The organism is Phenylobacterium sp., from assembly GCF_024508875.1.
Classification (GTDB): domain Bacteria; phylum Pseudomonadota; class Alphaproteobacteria; order Caulobacterales; family Caulobacteraceae; genus Phenylobacterium.
Window position 1 is genome coordinate 36,695 of the sequence record NZ_JANINU010000038.1, and the last position, 16,596, is coordinate 53,290.

A 16,596-nucleotide genomic window follows, 5' to 3' on the forward strand; every position below is an offset into this window, starting at 1 on the left:
AGCCCCGGCAGGCTGCGGCGGGAGCTGGCTGCGTTTCGGCCCCTGTGCCGGCGCCCGGCGCCAGCACCGAGCCGTGGGGGTTCGCCGGTCGCCGCGCGCCGGAGCACCCCGGCACGTCGTGGCTCGCGAACGTCGCGCAGGCGGCGAGGAGGCTCGCGGGCAGGATGAGGATGAGCGGCTTGCACCAAGCGGTGGGGGAAGGCGACATGACAGGCTCCATGTCGCTAGCTTGATGTTCGGGCCGGTGCGGCGGGAGGACGTAACTTCCTCCCCCGCGTCGCGCCCTCCGGGCCTATCGCGCCGTCCTGACCTGGCGAATGGACCCGCCCTGAGGGGGCGCGAAGCCGCGGTTTCCATCGGCCGACGTGCTACCCCGGCCCGCCCCGCCGCCGCGAATGCCGATGGCGTTGCCGAAGTCGGCCAGCCCGATGCTCGCCCCGCCCGCGATGCCCGCCGCAATGGCCGGCGTCTGCAGGAAGAAGATCGCGCCCAGGAGGCAGAGGGCGATGAACATCAGGCCGCCCGCCATCGGGTCGTCGCCTTCGATCGCACTCCATTGCTCGGCGACGATCGCGAGCACCATCTGGAAGATGGCCAGGATCAAGGCGAACAAGATCAGGTAGTTCACGGCCTGGCTCAGCCAGCCGAAGAAGTAGCGGCGGCTGGCTTCGAAGAGCGCGCAGGCCACGAAGATCGGACCCAGCGCAATCAGCAGGGCGAGAGCGACCTTCGAGAGGGCCACAATGCCGAACCCCAGGGCGGCAGCCAGCGCGCCGCAGACCCACACGATTCCGCTGAGCAAGAGCGGGACCCAATCCGTCAATGTCGCCTGCTCGGCGATTTTCTCGCCCAGGTAGGCTGCACGATTGAAGAACTGGTCGAAGGCTACCCCCGCGTCGCCGACCGCCCCGCCACCGATTGCACGCGCCAGTGCGTTCGGTAGGCCCTGAAACAGCGGCTGCGCGATCCACGAGCCGTACGCCGCGGTCGTGGCCAACATTGTCACGAGCGCCAGTTTCACGGAGCGGATGGCAAAGTCCATGATGGGCTCCGCGATCGCGCCGCGTAGGATCGCGAAGCCGTAGAGGAGGACGTAGAGCACGAGAGCGATACGGAGCGGCCCGGCCACCTCCGCCATGGCGTTGCCCGCGCCTTCTCGGAGAAACGAGTCGAGGCGGCCATCGATGTAGGCGTAGGCCGGCGCGAAGATCCGTAGTTCGCCTTCCATCATTCAAAGCCTTGGCGGTAGCGCTCCTTGCGCGCGTTGGCCTTCAAGCGGTTGAGCGCCGACCGAGCGTTCTCGCACTCCGCGTTCCGTGCGCCCTCGGCGCATTGCGCCAGAGTCTTCTTGGCGTCATCGGGATGCGCCTCGAACCACGTCACGTCGCGAGGCGCCGGGTCGCATGCGGCAAGAAGAAGAGCGACTGAGATCAGGCCGCGGATCATTGGAATCCGCTCCGGTAGCGTTGCATGCGAGCGTCTCGGGCCGCCGCGGCGCGTTCGCGGTCCCTCTGGGCCTGGAGTCGTGCCTCGGCGTCCTGCGCCATGGCGAGCCCCTGCAAGCGCATCTGGTCATTGACGCCCAGCGCCTGTTCGGCCGCGATCCGCGCCTGCAGGTCCATGACGGCGCGGGCGTTGGGCGCCGTGTCGAGGGCGGCGAGCAGCTGGTTCAGGCCTTCGAGGCGTTGCGCGCCGGCGCCGGCCGCGGCGCGGCCGAGCGCGAGGTCGCGGGCGGCCCGGTCGCCCTGGCGTTCCAGCTCCTGGCCAAGCGCGTCGTCGGCCGGCGCGGTGTAGAGGCGCGCCTCGGCTCGGATCGTCGTCGCCTTGCGGCCGATGTCCCCGAGCGCGGAGAAGTCGCCCTTGGCGGCGGCGACATAGGTGTCGATGTCCGGCACGAAGGCGCGCAGCTCCGGCGCCTTGAGGAGGTTCGCCAGCGCGCCGGCCCCCGAGGCGGTGTTGAAGCCGTCGTAGAGCCGCTTCGCCTCGCCGACCTGCGCCTGGAGTTCCTTCAGCTGGTCGAGGGCGGTGGTCGCCTGCCGCAGCAGGCTGCCGTAGCTCGCGACGTCATGGACCGCCATCTGGGCGGAGGCGGGGGCGGCGAACGCCAGGGAGGCGACGAGCGCGAGGGGGACGAGGGGCTTCATAGGAGCTGCCTCCGGGCCATGTGGAAGGGAACCATCCAGCGGACGGGATCGTCGCCGTGCTCGCTGCGAATTCGGTCGAGGAGCTCCACCGTCTCGGCCCGGCCGGAGAGCACGGCGAGGGCGTCGTCGAGGCCGCCGAGGTCCAGCTCGGCGACCACCGAGTCGAGCCCCTGCTTGACCAGGAACCGGCGCTGGCTCGGCGCGAGCTCCTCGCGCACCAGCGCGAATTCCCGCGCCGACAGCCCGAAACCGTCGATGTAGTCGCGCTCGGCCGCGTGCGGGTTGGGGAGGAAGATCTTGGTGGCGCACTGCTCGACAATGGTGTGCGCGATTGGCGAGCGCAGGACATCGGCCGGCGACTGCGTGCCCAGCACCAGCAGGGCGTTCTGCTTGCGGAAGGTCTTCAGGCCATCCTGCGCCAGCCCACGGAAGGCCTCGTCGCCGAGCGCCTTCCAGAACTCGTCCACGTCGATGACGAGGCGTCGGCCGTCCACCAGCCCCTGAAGGCGGTGGAAGAGGTACATCATGAGTGGCGTGCGCACGTCGGGCGCATCGAGCACATGGGTCATGTCGAAGCCCAGGAGCCGGGTGTCGAGGGGGAGGGCGTCGGCGTCGCCGTCCAGCGCCCAGCCAAGCGCCTGGCCAGCGCGCCAGCGGTCCAGGCGGGCCCCGACGCCACCGGCGTCGCGCTGGCCGAGCAGCGCGCGGAGCGCCGCGACGGAGCGGTTGGCCGCCGGCAGCGGCAGGAGGGCCGCCACCGCGCCGTCGATCGCGGCCTCCTCCTGGGGTGTCGGCGGCCGCTCGCCGTGCCAGACCATCTGGCGGACGAGGGCGCCGAGGAACGCCCGGTCGGCGGGCGTGTCCGCGAGCGCCTTGAGCGGGGCGAAGCCGGTCGGTTGGCCGGGGACCAGCGCGAGATAGGTCCCGCCGCAGGCCCGGACGAAGATCTCCGCGCCGCGGTCCTTGTCGATGAAGACCTGCTGCGCCCCGAGCTTCTCGAGCTGCGCCAGCATGAAGTTCTGGACGACGGTCTTGCCCGAACCGGAGGGGCCGCAGATGAACGTATGGCCGAGGTCGCCGACGTGGAAGCTGAAGGCGTAGGGCGAACCGGCCGAGGTGCGCAGCGTCGTGACGGCGGGGCCCCAGTGGTTGCCGTCGGCGCGGCCCGCCGGGTGCGTGTGGAAGGGCGCGAAGCCCGCGAAGTTGCGGCTGGTGATCACCGCCGGCCGTAGGCGCAGGCGGAAGTTGCCGGGAAACTGCGCCCAGAACGCCGCTTCCAGCCCGAGGTCCTCGCGCGCGGCGACGAACCCGGCGTCGGCAAGAAGCGCGCGGGCGCGGGACAGGTGGTCGGCCAGGGCGTGCGGCGTCTCGCCCTGCACCAGGACCGACGCCTGGTGCTCGCCCATCACGAAGCGGTTCGACGTCAGGTCGTCGAGCGCGGCGTCCAGGCCGTCGATCTGCGAGGCGGCGCGGTCGCGCGCCGACAGCATCTGGTTCTGCTTGCGCGTCATGACCGCCTGGGCGGCGACCTTCGACAGGAAGCTGAACGACTGCGACGCGACCAGCGGGAAGGGGGCGGAGAGCAGGCCGTCCCAGAGTCCGGGCCGCGTGGACGCCGGATACTCCTTGATCCCCAGGATCGCGGCGTAGCGCGCGCTGGCCGTGTCGCGGATTTCCAGCGCCTCGCGACCGAAGATCACACGCGCCGTATAGAGCGCCTCGCCGAGATGGCCGCGGACGAGCGGCACGCGGGCCGGCTCGCCGGTGAGCACCCGGCGCAGCATCTCCATCGGCTCGGAGAAGACGAGACCCTCCCGCTCATAGAGACCGAGGGGGGCGGCGCCGTACCGCGAAAGGTGCTGGACCAGAGCCTGGCCGGCGTCCTCGAGCTCGCGGACGGCGTCGCCCGTCTCGAGATCGACCTGGCTGGCCCGGATCAGGCGGCCCACCCACGCCTGGGTCCGGGCGGACGCATCGCGCCCGGGATGCAGGACGAGCGTGACGTAGAGCTCGTTGACGAAGAGGCGCTCCCGTCCAAGCCGGGCGCGATAGGCGGCGTCCAGCTCGCGCGCGAAGTCCGAGCGGAACGGGCCGGGCGCGGGCGGGTCCGCCTCGCGCCGCACCAAGTGGTGCCAGACCGCGAGGCGGTCCGAGGCGATGTTGCGCCAGGCGCCGTTGAGCTTCGCGTGCCGGTCGTTGAGGTCGCGGACGTCGGCGGTCTCGAAGCTCGCGCCGTCGAGGCGGAAGCAGAGCATCAGGGCGCCGGTGTCCAGCGCCACCACCCGCTCGTTGACGTGCCGCGCGTAGGGCAGGGTGCGCGAGGCCTGGAGCTCGCGGCCACGCGCCCGATCGGGGGCGGCGTTGATGGCGAGGTCAGACATGGACGGCCCTCCGGCCGGTCGCGCGCCGCATGGGCAGCGGGCTCGCGGAGCTGCCGCCCCAGAGGCCGACGTTGCGGGCCCGGCCCTTGGTCTCGACGAAGAGGTAGAGCACGCGGAAGGCGTTGGGGTCGGCCTTGCAGACCGCCTGGAAGACCACGTGGAGCACCGGGGCGATCAGGAGGTAGAGCAGCGAGCCGCCGCCGAGGAACGCCACGGTGGAGACGATGAGGTTCACGCCCATCGCCTCCATGGGCACCCCCAGCACCAGGGCCGGCCGGGTGCAGGCGAGGAAGAGTACGTCCTCCTGCAGGCGCTCTGCCGACATCAGCCGCCCCCGCCGCCGCCGGTGATGAGGTCGACGATCGTCGAGGCGCCGAAGATCACGATGATGCCCACCACCACCGTGCCGGCGCGGCGCAGGTCGATCTGACCGAACATCCAGACGATGCCGGTGATGATCACCGCCAGCACGGCGAGGCCGCGGACGACCCCACTGTTGAGGAGGTCGATGATGTTCTGGATGAAGCCGCCGAGGTCACCGCCGACGTCCTGCGCATAGGCGGGTTCGGCGGCAAGCGTCGCGCAGGCGGCGAGCAGGATGAGGCGGCGGGCGCGGCGCGAGAGGGTCACGGCGTGGCTCCTGAGGTAGACAGGACGAAGCGGGAGGGTTGTGCTGCGGCGCGGGCGAACACGTCCCAGGCGGCCGGCGGCGACGGTTCGGGGACGGCGGCCACGCGCGAGGCGCGAACGGCCGGGCCGGTCTGAGCGACAACCCGGGCGACGTAGCCGTTGGCGAAGCCACGCTCGAGGTGGCCGGTGTTGTAGACGCTAAGCGCCACGCGCAGCGCCGCCTGGCCAGGCCCATGGCGGGCCTGGCCGCGCGCATAGCCTTCGCTCAGGACCTGCGCCGCGGCGGCGAGGTTCCGGCACGGGTCGAAGGCCGCCTCGATGGAGAGGCCGAGCCGCGCCAGGTTGTGGACGTTGATCTGCCCGAGGCCGAGATCGATGTCGCGGCCGGCGGCGAGGAGCGCCTTGGCGGCGGCGGCGGCCTCGGCCGACGTGGTGGCGGTCGGGCGACGGCCGCGGGCGCCGTTGACGCCGATCGCGAGCGGGTCGAGGCCGCTCTCGGCGCGGGCGACCGCGAGCAAGGTGGCCGGGGCGACGTGCGGCGCGCATTGCGCGGCCAGGTCGACGACGGCTTGGGGATCCAGCATGGGGCCCGTCCTTTCCCCAGAAGGCTGGCGTGCGGGGCCGCAGCCCGCGAGGGCGTAACCTCCTCCCGTCGGTTCGTGCGGATGCGCCAGAATTTGGCGCGTCGCGCGCCAGACGGGGCGCGTCACGTGACTTAGGTTGTGCCGCTGTCGAGCCGCGGGAACCTCGCCGGAAATCGAATAATTGCATGTGTTCGGAAGCCGGGCCGTGTTGGGCGTCCGGTATTCGAAGGATTGGCGTAATGAGTGGCTTGCACGAAGGCCGCCCCGACGGTTCCGGATCTGGAGGCGGAGACGACCGAGTGACCTTGTCGCCCCGTCAGACGGAATGCCTGTACTGGGTGCAGCAAGGGAAGAGCTCACGCGACATCGGGATCATCCTGGGCGTCTCGCATCGGATCGTGGAACGCCACGTGTTCCGGGCTTGCGGCCGGCTCGGCGTTCGCACCCGGGTGCAGGCGGTGGTCCGGGCGCGCTCGCTCGGCCTCATATCGGATCCGCCGCCTGGCCGTTCCGCGCCGCCGCTCAGCTAGCGCTTCCCGTCGTCGGGATCGTCGCCGCCGCCCAGGTTCTCGTCGAACATCCACTGCTCGAGGTCGGCGGCATATTCCTCCGCGCGCTGGATCAGCAGGTCGAAGCCCCGCGTATAGGTGAGCATGAGGGAGCGCGGATCTAGCTCCCGAAGCGCCTTGCCGCCGGGACGCCGGTGAAGTCGCCGAAGCGCCACGAGCAGGAGCGACGCGCCGTTGTTGCCGGCGGTGTCGACGGCGAAGTCCACGGAGCCGAACTCGACGGCGAAGATGATCCCCCAGGGATCGACGTGCACGATCTCGGCGAACCGGCGGATCGGCTCGACCTGGACCCCGTAGTAGCCGGACTCCCAGCGCTGGTAGGTCCGGAGGCCCTTGCCCATCAGCTTGGCCATCTCCGCGGACTTCAGGCCGCTACGTTTGCGGAAGAGCTTCAGGATCGCCCTCAGCGTTGCGCGTCGGGCAGCCGCATCCTGGTCCTGCAAGACATCCATGAGCCGCGCACGCAACAACCGGAACTTGTTGCATGTTGTTCATGCGCGGTAGGCCTGTGTCAAAAGCCAAGGTCGGGTGATCGACGCTTCTGGCCCGGGTCGTGTCGGTACGTGGGTAGGGTTACGCCCTCGGCAGCGCCGCGGCCGGCGGGCAGGATGGCGAAGATCCGTTGGAGACCGCGACCATGAGCGACGTCCTGACCGCCACGCCCCACCGCCTGCTCCGCACGAATGAGGCCGCCGACTGGCTGGGCCTGTCGGGCCGCACCCTCGAAAAGCACCGCACGTTCGGGACCGGGCCGGCCTATCGCAAGATCGGTGGCCGGGTCGTCTACGCGATGGATGACCTGCAGGCGTGGGCGGATCGGGGCGCGCGCACCTCCACGACCGAGCAGGCCGAGGCCGCGATCAGCGCGGCTCGGCACCAGCGCGAGCATCGCAGTTACCTCAGTTGAGCTGTTCGGCCGGCGCGGCCGGCGGCTGCTGGTTCAGCAGCCGCGCGAGGTGTTCGGCGTCCTCGGTCGACAGGGTCCGCTGCGGGATCTTCGCGATCTCCGCCACCTGGCCAAGCGCCAGGTCGAAGACGCTGAAACCCTTCGTATCGGGCCTGACCACGAACCGCTCGCTCATGCCTCGATGATGCGCCTTGGCGCGTTGCTGGCCAAGCTTTGGTCGGGCGAAGCTTGTGGATCGGCGAGGTCTCGACTGTCGCCAAGCCGACCAGCTAGGCGATGGCCTGCAGGCCCTTGGCCTTCACCAGAGCCAGCAGCTTCAGGGAAGGGCCGTCGGGCCGCTTCTCGCCACGCTCCCATTTGCTGACCGCGTCCTTTCGGACGTTCAGGTAGCGGGCGAAGACCGGCTGGGAAACCTGCTCCCGTTCGCGCAGTGCGCGTATCTCATCAGGCGACATGGCCTCCACCGGCGTGAGGCACAACTCATCGAACTGGCGCATCGTCGCCTTGTCGACCAGGCCGACGCTGAACAGTCCTTCCGCGGCCTCGTGAACCGCTGCGAGAACCTTGCTTCCTGCCTTACGAGCCACCTTCGCCATCGTCCCTAAGTTCCTCGATCTCTCCGGCGTCGACCAGGGCCTCTACCATCGTAAGGTCCGCGGCCAGGTAGGCGGCCGCCAGCTTCTTCAGGGCCCTCAGTTCCCGATCCGTCAAACTCGCCCTCTCGTTCTTGGCGAACCCCACGACGAAGAACGTGTGCGAGCCAACCTTGAACAAGAGGATCGTCCGAAAGCCGCCGGACTTCCCGCTACCGCGACGCGCGATACGCTGCTTGAAGACGCCGCCGCCCAGGTCCGCATCCCAGTCGCCGGATGCGACGGCGGCCGCGGCCTCCAAGAGCTCCGACACCTCTAGCTTTGCCTTGCGGGCAAAGCGGCCGAACCCCTTCGTTTGGTAGACGCTCATCGTGAGCGCTTGCGAGGAAATGTAGTCCCTAGGACTATACTACGCAAGTCGCTCATCGGCCGAGCCCCGCCGCGATCGCATGCAGGGACTCGGGCTTCAGGTGGGTGTACCGCCGCAACATCTTCCAGTCCTTGTGGCCCGTGACCAGCGCCACCTGCTGGATCGCGAAGCCAGCCTCGAAGAGCCGGCTGGCGCCCTCGTGCCGCAGGTCGTGGAAGTGCAGGTCGAAGACACCGGCCATGGTGCAGGCGCGCGTGAACGCGGTGCCGGCGGACTTGTGATGATGGGGGAAGATCCGGTCGTCGTCGTTGACGCGGATCGCGCGCTGCTCCTCGACCAGGGCTGCGGCGTCAAACCCCGAGACAGCCAGAAGCGGGATGCGCTGGTCGTTGCCCTTCTTCTCGCGCGGGTCCTTGCGGTCGCGGATCAGGAGCATCTTGGTGCGCGGGTTGTAGTCGCTCCAGGTGACGCGGAAGATCTCCTCCTGCCGCATGGCCGTGGCGATCGCGAAGCGGATCACCCGCGACATCGGGATCGTGTAGCGCTCGTTCTTGTCGAAGTGCCGGAAGAGCTTCTCGAGTTCCTCATCGGTGGGCCGCCGGTCGCGCTCGTTGCTCTTGCCGATCAGACCCAGCCGCTTCAGCGCGATGCGCGCGAGGTTGATGGGCTCGACGCTGACATCAAGGCCGTGAACCGCGGCGGCATGCGAAACCACCAGTTTGATCACGCCGATGTCCATCGACAGCGTTACCGGTCCGGCGCCCTGCGCGGCGCGGGCGCGCCCGAACTTCAGGAGCTCACCACGATCCAGGTCGACGACGCTCTTGGCCCCCAACTCGCGTTTGAGCATCTCAAGGGTAGCCGCCTTCGACCGGCCTGGTGGCTTGCCGACTTCGGTCATGTCGGCGATGTGCAGGTTGATGAGGTCTTTGAACTTGGTGATGCGGGAGACACGGGAGGGCAGGGGCGAACCGCCGCGGTCGATTTGCCTTTCGGCTTCGAGACCCCAGTTCTTGGCGTCCTCGCGGTTGACGAAAGTCTCCGTCAGGGACTTGCCCTTGCGGCGAACCCAGACCCGCCAGTGGCCGGACTTTTGCTTGCGGATGGAGGCCATTTTTCGCGTGCAATACGGGTGCGGTGGAGGATCGAAACCGGGCGAAACGGATCGTGGAACGTCGTAAAATAGCGAGTCAGACGGTTGTTCTTGTCAGTTGAAATGTAAGCGCAAAACATTGAAAAAGCAAGCTTATTCGCTATCCGTTGCACCTATGATGGATTGGACGGATCGGCATTGCCGGGCGTTCCATCGGACGCTGACGGCCAAAAGCCTGCTCTATACCGAGATGCTGACGACGGGCGCTGTGCTGCACGGCGATCGCGACAGGCTGTTGCGGTTCGGCCCGCAGGAGCATCCCGTGGCGCTCCAGCTTGGCGGTTCGGAGCCGGCGGAGCTTGCCGCGGCGGCCCGTATCGGCGAGGCCGAGGGCTACGACGAGATCAACCTGAACGTCGGCTGTCCGTCCGACCGTGTGCAGTCGGGCCGGTTCGGCGCCTGCCTGATGCGCGAGCCCGAGCTGGTAGCCGAGTGCATGGCGGCGATCGGCGCGGCCGTGAATATCCCGGCGACGGTGAAATGCCGCATCGGGGTCGACGACCAGGACCCGGAGGAGAGCCTCTTCGAGCTGGTGGATCTATGTGCGAAGGCGGGCGTCACCACCTTCGTCGTCCACGCGCGCAAGGCCTGGCTGAAGGGGCTGTCGCCCAGGGAGAACCGTGACATCCCGCCCCTGGACTATCCCCTGGTCTGGCGGCTGAAGCGCGAGCGCCCGGAGCTGACGATCGTCATCAACGGGGGGATCGGCTCGCTGGACGAGGTGGACCAGCAACTGGCCCACGTGGACGGCGTGATGCTGGGCCGTGCGGCCTACCACACCCCGGCGGTCCTCGCGGAGGCGGACAAGCGCATCTTCGGAGAGGGCGAGGCGGTCGACCCGTTCGCCGCGGTCGAGGTCTATCGCAACTACGTAGCGGCCGAGCTTGCGGCCGGGACGCACCTGGCGGCCATGACGCGGCACATGCTGGGCCTGTTCCACGGACTGCCCGGCGCGCGGGCCTGGCGCCGCACGCTCACCGTCGAAGGGGTGAAGGCGGGGGCGGGCCTGGAGGTGATCGACCGCGCGCTGGCGGAGGTCCGATCAGGGCTCGAAGCGAAGCGTGTCGCGCGTGGCCTCGAAGCGGGTGAGGCGGCCTAGGTAGCTCATCCCCAGCAACGAGACGTCGAGGCCGTCTGAAACGACCAGCGCCTGCACGTTCTCGAGCCGCGCGCCGTTGATCGAGATGGACGCCAGGGTGACCGCCGCGGCGCGCGCCTGGCCGCCGGCCGTGGTGACGCTGTGGCCGTACTTCAGCTCTGTGGGCTTGATACCCAGCTTGGCGGCGTCGTCGGGCGTCAGCGCCACGGCGGTGGCCCCGGTGTCGACGAGGAAGTGGACCTGTTCCTTGGCGCCGGCCGTGCTGGCCACCTCGGCGTCGGCCCAGAAGTGACCGTCCGAAGCCTTGGCGACCGCGCCGGATCCGGCCTTCGGCGGCCCGGCTTCGATGCCGTCCACGCCGAGCCGCGCGATCCGCAGAGGCTGCGGGCTGACCGCGGCGACGGCGCAGGCGCTGACCAGCGCCGACACGCCCGCCACGACGGCGAGTTTGCCGAAAGAAGACACCTCGATCACCACGAAAAGCGGCCGTTCTGGCCTGTCTTGTTGGGGTGAAAGCTATGTGAGGTTGCGTTTGGAACCCGTGAACGCGCAGGGTTTCACATTCCTGAATCTGCCCGTGTTCGGGTCAGAACAGGCCCAGCTTCTCCGGGCGGATCAGGCTGCGGCGGTCCGGAAGCTCGGCCAGGATGCGGTCGCGCTCCTCGTCTGAAAAGCGCGCCCAGGCCGCCACTTCGCTGAGGCGTCGATAGCAGCCCAGGCACAGGCCGCTCTCGCCGTCGACGACGCAGACCTTGATGCAAGGGGTCTTGATGGGGGCTGGTGGGGCGTTCATCCGGGGATAGCGTAGGTGACGTTGGCCTGCGCCGCCAGTCGGTCGGGCGCCTCGGTCCAGATCCGGACGTCGCAGATCGCTAGCCGGCGGCCCAGGCGCAGCATCTCGGCCTCGGCGTGGATGTCTCCGGGTCGCGCGCCCCGCAGGAAGCTCATGTTGAGCTGCGACGTCACCGCCATGAGCTCGTCGCCGATATGGGCGAGGACCAGGGCGTAGGCCGCGGTGTCCGCCAGCGACATCAGCGTCGGACCGGCGATCACGCCGCCGGGGCGCAACAGGCCCTCGCGATAAGGCGCCAGCACGCAGACGCGTCCGGGCGATACGTCCGTCACACGCGGAAAGGCGGCCGACGGAGCGTCGGGAAACGCGCGCCGGAGCAGCGCATTCGTCTCGTCCGCGGTCAGTCTAGGTTCGAGCGTGGCCATGGCCTCTTGTGACGTCGGCGACAGATTTATTACAAGCAATTTATCTCCGGCGTAACAAACACGTATCATGACCTAATATTAATCCGGGATTGCTCAACATTGCGGCTTGTTCATTTGAGTTGAGACCTGCGGATGGGCAGCATTCTCCCAGGTTCTGAGGGAGACATTCTCATGAAATTTGCAGTCATCACGCTCGTCGTCGCCACCTTTGCCGCGGGTGCTGCTTCCGCCTCCGAGAAGTTCAGCGACGTCGACTATCTGAAAGCCAACCGCTGCCGCGGCCTCGCCACGAGCATCGACGGCGTCGTCGATCCCGCGGCGCTGAACAGCTTCGTCAAGGCCGAGCGCGGCTCGCGGGCGAACTACATCGTCAACCGCGGCGAAGAAGAGTTCCAGCGCGCCCGCAAGGAGGCCAAGAGCGGCGACCGTCGCGAACGCCTGACGGCCGAACTGACCAACTCCTGCCAAGCCTACCTGGGCGCGGCCACCAACGTCGCCAAGCAATAGTTCCCAAGCCCACCTCCAGGCCCCCCGCCGGCGGATCGTCCTCGGACGATCCGCTTCTTTTTTTGGGTTGGGATCGTCCTCGGACGACCGGCTTCTTTTCTCGAGAGCCAAGCGCGCAGCGACCGCGTCGTTCGCCTTTGCCTGGAACCCTAGCTCGGCCGTAGGCTTTGAGCCTTCGCGGCGCGGGCCGTGGCGAGGGTGCTCATGAGCGTGCTGATTCCAGGCGAGACATGCTGGCGGACCGAGCCGGCCGACCGCATCGCCTTCCTCGTCGACACCGAGGCCTATTTCACCGCGCTGTACGAGGCCATGCAGAAGGCCCGCCGATCGATCCTGATCCTCGGGTGGGGTTTCGATCCGCGCACCCGCCTTTTTCCGGACGGCTATGACGGGCCAAACGATCCGGATGAGGTCGGGCGCGTGCTGCTGCGGCTCTCCGAATCCCGCCCGGAGCTCGACATCCGGTTGCTGATCTGGAAGTCGGCGCTGCCGATCGCCGCGACCCAGGAGTTCTTCCCGCACAAGGCGCGCAAGTGGTTCGAGGACAGCCGGATCGAGTTCCGCCTGGACGACCAGGTGCCGTTCGGCGCGTGCCATCACCAGAAGGTGGTGGTGATCGACGATCGGCTGGCGTTCTGCGGCGGCGGCGACATCGCCATCGATCGCTGGGATACGCCGGGCCACCTGGAGGAAGACCGCCGCCGGATCATGCCCGACCAGGAATGCCATGCGCCGCGGCACGAAGTCATGATGATGGTGGACGGCGCGGCGGCCCGCGCGCTCGGCGACCATTTCCGCGAGCGGTGGAGCTTCAGCCCGGGTGGCGGCCTGCTGGAGCCCCCGCCGGACGCGGGCGGCGACCCGTGGCCCGACCACGTTCCGCCGCATCTCATCGGCGTGCCCGTCTCTATCGCCCGGACGCGGCCGCCGTGGCGGCGCCAGCCGCCGGCCGACGAGATCCTGGCGCTGGCCCTGGCCTGCATCGCCGAGGCCCGGGAGACTATCTACCTGGAGAACCAGTACTTTACCTCGCCGGTGATCACCGAGGCGCTGGCCCGGCGGCTGGCTGAGCCGGACGGGCCGGAGGTGGTGCTGGTGACCACTGGCGAGGCGCCGAGCTGGTTCGATCGGCTTACGATGGACAACGCGCGCGGCGCCATGGTCTGGCGGCTGCGATCGGCGGACGTCTTCGGGCGATTCCGCGCGCTCTATCCCCTGGCAAGCGGCGGCTCGAAGATCATAGTCCACTCCAAGACCAGCATCTTCGACGACCGGATCGTGCGGGTGGGCTCCGCCAACCTCAACAACCGCTCGTTCGGCTTCGACACTGAGATCGAGCTGGCGGTCCAGTGCGACGGCGAGCACGCCCGCGCGCATGCCGCGGCGCTGCTGCACCGGCTGGTCGGCCATTTCCTCGGCTACACCGGCGACGCCGTCGGCAAGGCGCGCGCCGAGCGCGGCAGCCTGGTCGCGGCGATCGACGCCCTGAACCGCGACGGCCGCCTGTGCCAGGTCGATCCATCGCGTAGCAACGCCTTCGCCGAACTGATTGCGGCGCTACACCTGGGCGATCCCGCGGGACCCGAGGATTCCTGGCGGCTGGGTCGCCGGCGCGAGCGGCTGTTCGAACAGGCCAGGGCGCTGGGCGCCGCCCGGTCTCGCCCGGATTAGGTCAGCTCGAAGTCCATCACCAGCGGCAGGTGGTCTGACGCCACGCGGGTAAGGGGATCGAAGGGAGCGGTTACGTCCTGGACCTCGATCCCCGGGCTGACGAACAGGTGGTCGATCCGCAGCACCGGGAGCGGCGAGGGAAAGGTCGAGGTGGGCTGTTTGCGCCGCGCCAGCCGGCGCGCCGGCTGCAGCCGCTGGGTCAGCGTGCGGTAGACGATCGAGCTCGCGGTGGCGTTGAAGTCGCCCAGCAGGATGACCGGCCACTGGCACGAGGGATGTTCCAACCACTGGGGCCCAGCCAGGTGGGCCGCCTGGATCTGCTGTTCGCGCGGCACCAGGCCCAGGTGCGTGTTGATGATCTGCACGGGCCGACCGTCGATTTCCACCTCGACCCAGAGCGCGCCGCGCGGCTCCAGCGCCCGCATGCGGTTGTAGCCGGGCAACGGTCCCACCTTGACCAGACGTTCGGGCAGCGAGGTGAGGATAGCGTCGCCGTAGAGCTCCTCCTCCACCCGGAACGCCGGATGGAAATGGCACGCCATCTCCAGCCGTTCGGCGATCTCGTGCGCCTGGTCGACGTGGTTCGTGCGCCGGCGGCCTACGTCCAGCTCCTGCAGTGCGACGATGTCCGGATTGAGCGCCGCCAGGACCGCGGCCACCCGCGCGACGTCGAGGCGACGGTCGTTCCCGACGCAGCGGTGCACGTTGTAGGTCACGATGCGGGTCATTTGGGTGGGGAGGTGTGGCCGGTTTCTGGGGCGAAGGAAAGACCGCTTTGCGGTTGGCCCGGCTCTTGCTTTAACGTTTCAATAACCAAAGCGTAGGGACCGAAATGCTCCATCTGATCGCCCTGGCCAGTGCGGCCATCTCCTCGGCAGCAGCGGTCTCGGCGGCTCCGGCCCCGGAGCTTCGGGAAGTGACCTGGGTGGCGACGCCGACGGGGCAGGACATCGCCAACGTCTATCCCCCCACCGCGGTTCAGGCCGGCAAGAGCGGCGCGGTGCTGCTGGAGTGCAAGGTCGCGACCCAGGGCTCGCTCGAGAAGTGCGCGGTGCAGATCGAGGACCCGGTGGGCCTGGAATTCGGCATGGCCGCCCTGGAACTCGCGCCGCTGTTCAAGATGAGCGCCAGCGCCCCGGACGGCAGCGCCACCGCCGGCCGCACGATCCGCATCCCGATCATGTTCTCGATTGTCCAGGGCGACTAAACGAGGCGGTGGCGCGTGGTTAGCCTCCAACTCTAAGCTTTGCCTTGGAATTGGGGGATTCGATGCTTCTGGCGCTGATAGCGGTGTTGCTTCAGGCGAGTGCAGGGCCGGACCAGCCTCAGGCGGCGCCAGCTTCTGAAATCCTCGGTCCCAAGTGGCTAAAGCGTCCAACGGGCGAAGACATCAATCGTCTTTATCCAAAGGATGCCTATCGCAGAGGTATTTCGGGGCGCGCGACGATCAGTTGTTCGGTCACCGGCGAAGGAACCCTCACCGGCTGTCAGGTCCTTGAGGAGGCCCCGCTTGAAGAAGGGTTTGGCGACGCTGCGCTACGGATGGCCCCATCCTTCAAGATGCAGGCACTGACGCCCCAAGGCCAAACTGTAGCCGGCGGCACGGTCAAAATTCCGATCCGGTTTCACATCGACAACCAGATCGATCCTCTTTCGGCGATGCTTGGATGCTACGGCGTTACGGCTGCGGCAGCTCAGAAGGAACCGACCAACGGCGAAGCCAGTCGAGCGTACGCGTTCTTCGCGGCTCAGGTCGCATTCCGGGAAACCGAGGCGAGGGCCAGCCCTGAGACATTCGAGACTAATCTTTCGGCGGCGCGACGTGGCGCGGAGGCGGGCATTTCCTTGCCTGGAACGCCCATTCTCCGCCAGTGTCTCGACGTCGCGGCGAAGGCCGCCAAATAGCGCGGCTTACGTTGACGTTAGCGTCATCTTTTCTCCCGTCATGGCCGCGCGTATAGGGTCGCTCCAATCGAATTACGGCGTAAGCCGCGACTGGAGGATGACCCGATGAACCTCGACTTCACCCCTGAGGAAAACGCGTTCCGCGACGAGGTTAGGGCCTTCATCAAGGAGAACTACCCGGCCGCCCTGCGCAAGGCGCAGGACGAGCACCGCGCCCTGACCAAGGACGAGTACCTGATGTGGCACAAGGTGCTGGCCGCCAAGGGGTGGGTCGCGCCGGGCTGGCCGAAGGAGCTGGGCGGCACGGGCTGGACCCCCACCCAGAAGTACATCTGGTCGGAAGAGACCGCGCGCGCCGACTGCCTGCCCATCCTGCCGTTCGGCATGTCGATGCTGGCGCCGGTGATCTACACGTTCGGCACCGACGAGCAGAAGAAGAAGTTCCTGCCCGACATCTACAACGGCAATGTCTGGTGGTGTCAGGGCTACTCCGAGCCGGGCGCCGGCTCGGATCTCGCCAACCTGAAGACCAAGGCCGAGCGCATCACCGGCGACGACGGCAAGGAATACTACCTGGTGAACGGCCAGAAGACCTGGACGACGCTGGGCCAGTACGCCGACTGGGGCTTCTTCCTGGTCCGCACCGACCCGGACGCCAAGCCGCAGTCGGGCATCTCGTTCCTGCTGATCGACATGAAGACGCCGGGCATCACCGTGCGTCCGATCATCACCCTGGAGGGCGGCCACGAGGTCAACGACGTCTTCCTCGACAATGTGAAGGTGCCGGTCGAGAACCGCATCTTCCACGAGAACCAGGGCTGGACCTGCGCCAAGGCGCTGCTGGCGCACGAGCGCTCGGGCATCG

At 68.3% G+C, this 16,596-nt stretch carries 24 protein-coding genes; 8 read left to right on the forward strand and 16 right to left on the reverse strand.

The genetic code is table 11. The features are described 5' to 3' along the window. Positions 1-292: 292 nt before the first annotated feature. Genes Q0L11_RS04145 through Q0L11_RS04175 form a run of 7 tightly spaced genes read right to left on the reverse strand, consistent with a single transcriptional unit; the run spans position 293 to position 5,739 of the window. The gene (locus Q0L11_RS04145) at positions 293-1,231 is read right to left on the reverse strand and encodes a type IV secretion system protein (RefSeq protein WP_296595588.1); all 939 of its coding nucleotides are present in this window, start codon (positions 1,229-1,231) and stop codon (positions 293-295) included. Next, positions 1,228-1,446, reverse strand: a complete 219-nt coding sequence (locus Q0L11_RS04150) for an EexN family lipoprotein (RefSeq protein WP_296595589.1) — start codon at positions 1,444-1,446, stop codon at positions 1,228-1,230. The genes Q0L11_RS04145 and Q0L11_RS04150 overlap by 4 nt, the downstream gene beginning before the upstream one ends. Beyond that, complete coding sequence (locus Q0L11_RS04155; protein WP_296595590.1) at positions 1,443-2,144, reverse strand: type IV secretion system protein; 702 nt, start codon at positions 2,142-2,144, stop codon at positions 1,443-1,445. The genes Q0L11_RS04150 and Q0L11_RS04155 overlap by 4 nt, the downstream gene beginning before the upstream one ends. Beyond that, positions 2,141-4,525 carry a VirB4 family type IV secretion/conjugal transfer ATPase gene (locus tag Q0L11_RS04160; protein WP_296595591.1) on the reverse strand — a complete coding sequence of 795 codons (2,385 nt, stop codon included), beginning with the start codon at positions 4,523-4,525 and terminating at the stop codon, positions 2,141-2,143. Before Q0L11_RS04160 ends, Q0L11_RS04155 begins: the two co-directional genes overlap by 4 nt. After that, positions 4,518-4,850, reverse strand: a complete 333-nt coding sequence (locus Q0L11_RS04165) for a type IV secretion system protein VirB3 (RefSeq protein WP_296595592.1) — start codon at positions 4,848-4,850, stop codon at positions 4,518-4,520. The genes Q0L11_RS04160 and Q0L11_RS04165 overlap by 8 nt, the downstream gene beginning before the upstream one ends. Further along, a complete protein-coding gene (locus tag Q0L11_RS04170; protein ID WP_296595593.1) occupies positions 4,850-5,155 on the reverse strand; it encodes a TrbC/VirB2 family protein in 306 nt (101 codons plus the stop codon). Before Q0L11_RS04170 ends, Q0L11_RS04165 begins: the two co-directional genes overlap by 1 nt. Continuing rightward, a complete protein-coding gene (locus Q0L11_RS04175; RefSeq protein WP_296595594.1) occupies positions 5,152-5,739 on the reverse strand; it encodes a lytic transglycosylase domain-containing protein in 588 nt (195 codons plus the stop codon). Before Q0L11_RS04175 ends, Q0L11_RS04170 begins: the two co-directional genes overlap by 4 nt. 239 nt (positions 5,740-5,978) lie before the next feature. On the opposite strand from Q0L11_RS04175, the gene Q0L11_RS04180 reads away from it, so the two are divergent. Beyond that, positions 5,979-6,269, forward strand: a complete 291-nt coding sequence (locus tag Q0L11_RS04180) for a helix-turn-helix transcriptional regulator (protein WP_296595595.1) — start codon at positions 5,979-5,981, stop codon at positions 6,267-6,269. On the opposite strand, the gene Q0L11_RS04185 is transcribed toward Q0L11_RS04180, so the two are convergent. After that, positions 6,266-6,760, reverse strand: a complete 495-nt coding sequence (locus Q0L11_RS04185) for a helix-turn-helix transcriptional regulator (RefSeq protein WP_296595596.1) — start codon at positions 6,758-6,760, stop codon at positions 6,266-6,268. The genes Q0L11_RS04180 and Q0L11_RS04185 overlap by 4 nt on opposite strands. Positions 6,761-6,945: 185 nt before the next feature. Between Q0L11_RS04185 and Q0L11_RS04190 the strand changes: the two genes are divergently transcribed. Beyond that, entirely contained in the window at positions 6,946-7,215 is a 270-nt protein-coding gene (locus Q0L11_RS04190) for a helix-turn-helix domain-containing protein (protein ID WP_296595597.1), read from the forward strand. Here the strand turns inward: Q0L11_RS04190 and Q0L11_RS04195 are convergent. The 4 genes from Q0L11_RS04195 to Q0L11_RS04210 all read right to left on the reverse strand — a co-directional run bounded on the left by Q0L11_RS04195 (position 7,208) and on the right by Q0L11_RS04210 (position 9,292). Beyond that, the gene (locus Q0L11_RS04195; RefSeq protein WP_296595598.1) at positions 7,208-7,390 is read right to left on the reverse strand and encodes a hypothetical protein; all 183 of its coding nucleotides are present in this window, start codon (positions 7,388-7,390) and stop codon (positions 7,208-7,210) included. The genes Q0L11_RS04190 and Q0L11_RS04195 overlap by 8 nt on opposite strands. Before the next feature lie 94 nt (positions 7,391-7,484). Then, on the reverse strand, positions 7,485-7,811 hold the full coding sequence (locus Q0L11_RS04200) for a DNA-binding transcriptional regulator (protein WP_296595599.1): 327 nt from the start codon (positions 7,809-7,811) through the stop codon (positions 7,485-7,487). Continuing rightward, entirely contained in the window at positions 7,792-8,178 is a 387-nt protein-coding gene (locus Q0L11_RS04205) for a type II toxin-antitoxin system RelE/ParE family toxin (protein ID WP_296595600.1), read from the reverse strand. The genes Q0L11_RS04200 and Q0L11_RS04205 overlap by 20 nt, the downstream gene beginning before the upstream one ends. A 52-nt stretch (positions 8,179-8,230) precedes the next feature. Then, positions 8,231-9,292: a site-specific integrase gene (locus Q0L11_RS04210; RefSeq protein ID WP_296595601.1), complete on the reverse strand. Its 1,062-nt coding sequence runs from the start codon at positions 9,290-9,292 to the stop codon at positions 8,231-8,233. A 118-nt stretch (positions 9,293-9,410) separates the two neighbouring features. Here Q0L11_RS04210 and dusA point away from each other — a divergent pair, with 118 nt between their 5' ends. Continuing rightward, on the forward strand, positions 9,411-10,430 hold the full coding sequence (gene dusA, locus Q0L11_RS04215; RefSeq protein WP_296595602.1) for a tRNA dihydrouridine(20/20a) synthase DusA: 1,020 nt from the start codon (positions 9,411-9,413) through the stop codon (positions 10,428-10,430). On the opposite strand, the gene Q0L11_RS04220 is transcribed toward dusA, so the two are convergent. The 3 genes from Q0L11_RS04220 to Q0L11_RS04230 form a co-directional block, all read right to left on the reverse strand. Continuing rightward, positions 10,374-10,895 (reverse strand): TIGR02281 family clan AA aspartic protease, encoded by a 522-nt coding sequence (locus tag Q0L11_RS04220; RefSeq protein WP_296595603.1) that lies wholly within the window; start codon positions 10,893-10,895, stop codon positions 10,374-10,376. The two genes, dusA and Q0L11_RS04220, sit on opposite strands and share 57 nt — an antisense overlap. A gap of 121 nt (positions 10,896-11,016) precedes the next feature. Further along, complete coding sequence (locus Q0L11_RS04225) at positions 11,017-11,223, reverse strand: DUF1289 domain-containing protein (protein ID WP_296595605.1); 207 nt, start codon at positions 11,221-11,223, stop codon at positions 11,017-11,019. Beyond that, the gene (locus tag Q0L11_RS04230; protein ID WP_296595606.1) at positions 11,220-11,648 is read right to left on the reverse strand and encodes a PaaI family thioesterase; all 429 of its coding nucleotides are present in this window, start codon (positions 11,646-11,648) and stop codon (positions 11,220-11,222) included. Before Q0L11_RS04230 ends, Q0L11_RS04225 begins: the two co-directional genes overlap by 4 nt. A 132-nt stretch (positions 11,649-11,780) precedes the next feature. Between Q0L11_RS04230 and Q0L11_RS04235 the strand changes: the two genes are divergently transcribed. Both Q0L11_RS04235 and Q0L11_RS04240 read left to right on the forward strand, forming a co-directional pair. Beyond that, on the forward strand, positions 11,781-12,155 hold the full coding sequence (locus Q0L11_RS04235; protein WP_296595607.1) for a hypothetical protein: 375 nt from the start codon (positions 11,781-11,783) through the stop codon (positions 12,153-12,155). Between the two features lie 204 nt (positions 12,156-12,359). Next, a complete protein-coding gene (locus Q0L11_RS04240; protein ID WP_296595608.1) occupies positions 12,360-13,826 on the forward strand; it encodes a phospholipase D-like domain-containing protein in 1,467 nt (488 codons plus the stop codon). Here the strand turns inward: Q0L11_RS04240 and Q0L11_RS04245 are convergent. Next, entirely contained in the window at positions 13,823-14,554 is a 732-nt protein-coding gene (locus Q0L11_RS04245) for an endonuclease/exonuclease/phosphatase family protein (protein WP_296595609.1), read from the reverse strand. The genes Q0L11_RS04240 and Q0L11_RS04245 overlap by 4 nt on opposite strands. A 104-nt stretch (positions 14,555-14,658) precedes the next feature. On the opposite strand from Q0L11_RS04245, the gene Q0L11_RS04250 reads away from it, so the two are divergent. The 3 genes from Q0L11_RS04250 to Q0L11_RS04260 form a co-directional block, all read left to right on the forward strand. Next, on the forward strand, positions 14,659-15,033 hold the full coding sequence (locus tag Q0L11_RS04250; protein WP_296595610.1) for an energy transducer TonB: 375 nt from the start codon (positions 14,659-14,661) through the stop codon (positions 15,031-15,033). Positions 15,034-15,095: 62 nt separating this feature from the next. Continuing rightward, complete coding sequence (locus Q0L11_RS04255; RefSeq protein ID WP_296595611.1) at positions 15,096-15,731, forward strand: energy transducer TonB; 636 nt, start codon at positions 15,096-15,098, stop codon at positions 15,729-15,731. A 105-nt stretch (positions 15,732-15,836) separates the two neighbouring features. Continuing rightward, the coding region (locus Q0L11_RS04260; protein ID WP_296595612.1) for an acyl-CoA dehydrogenase family protein at positions 15,837-16,596 on the forward strand (760 nt) is incomplete at its 3' end.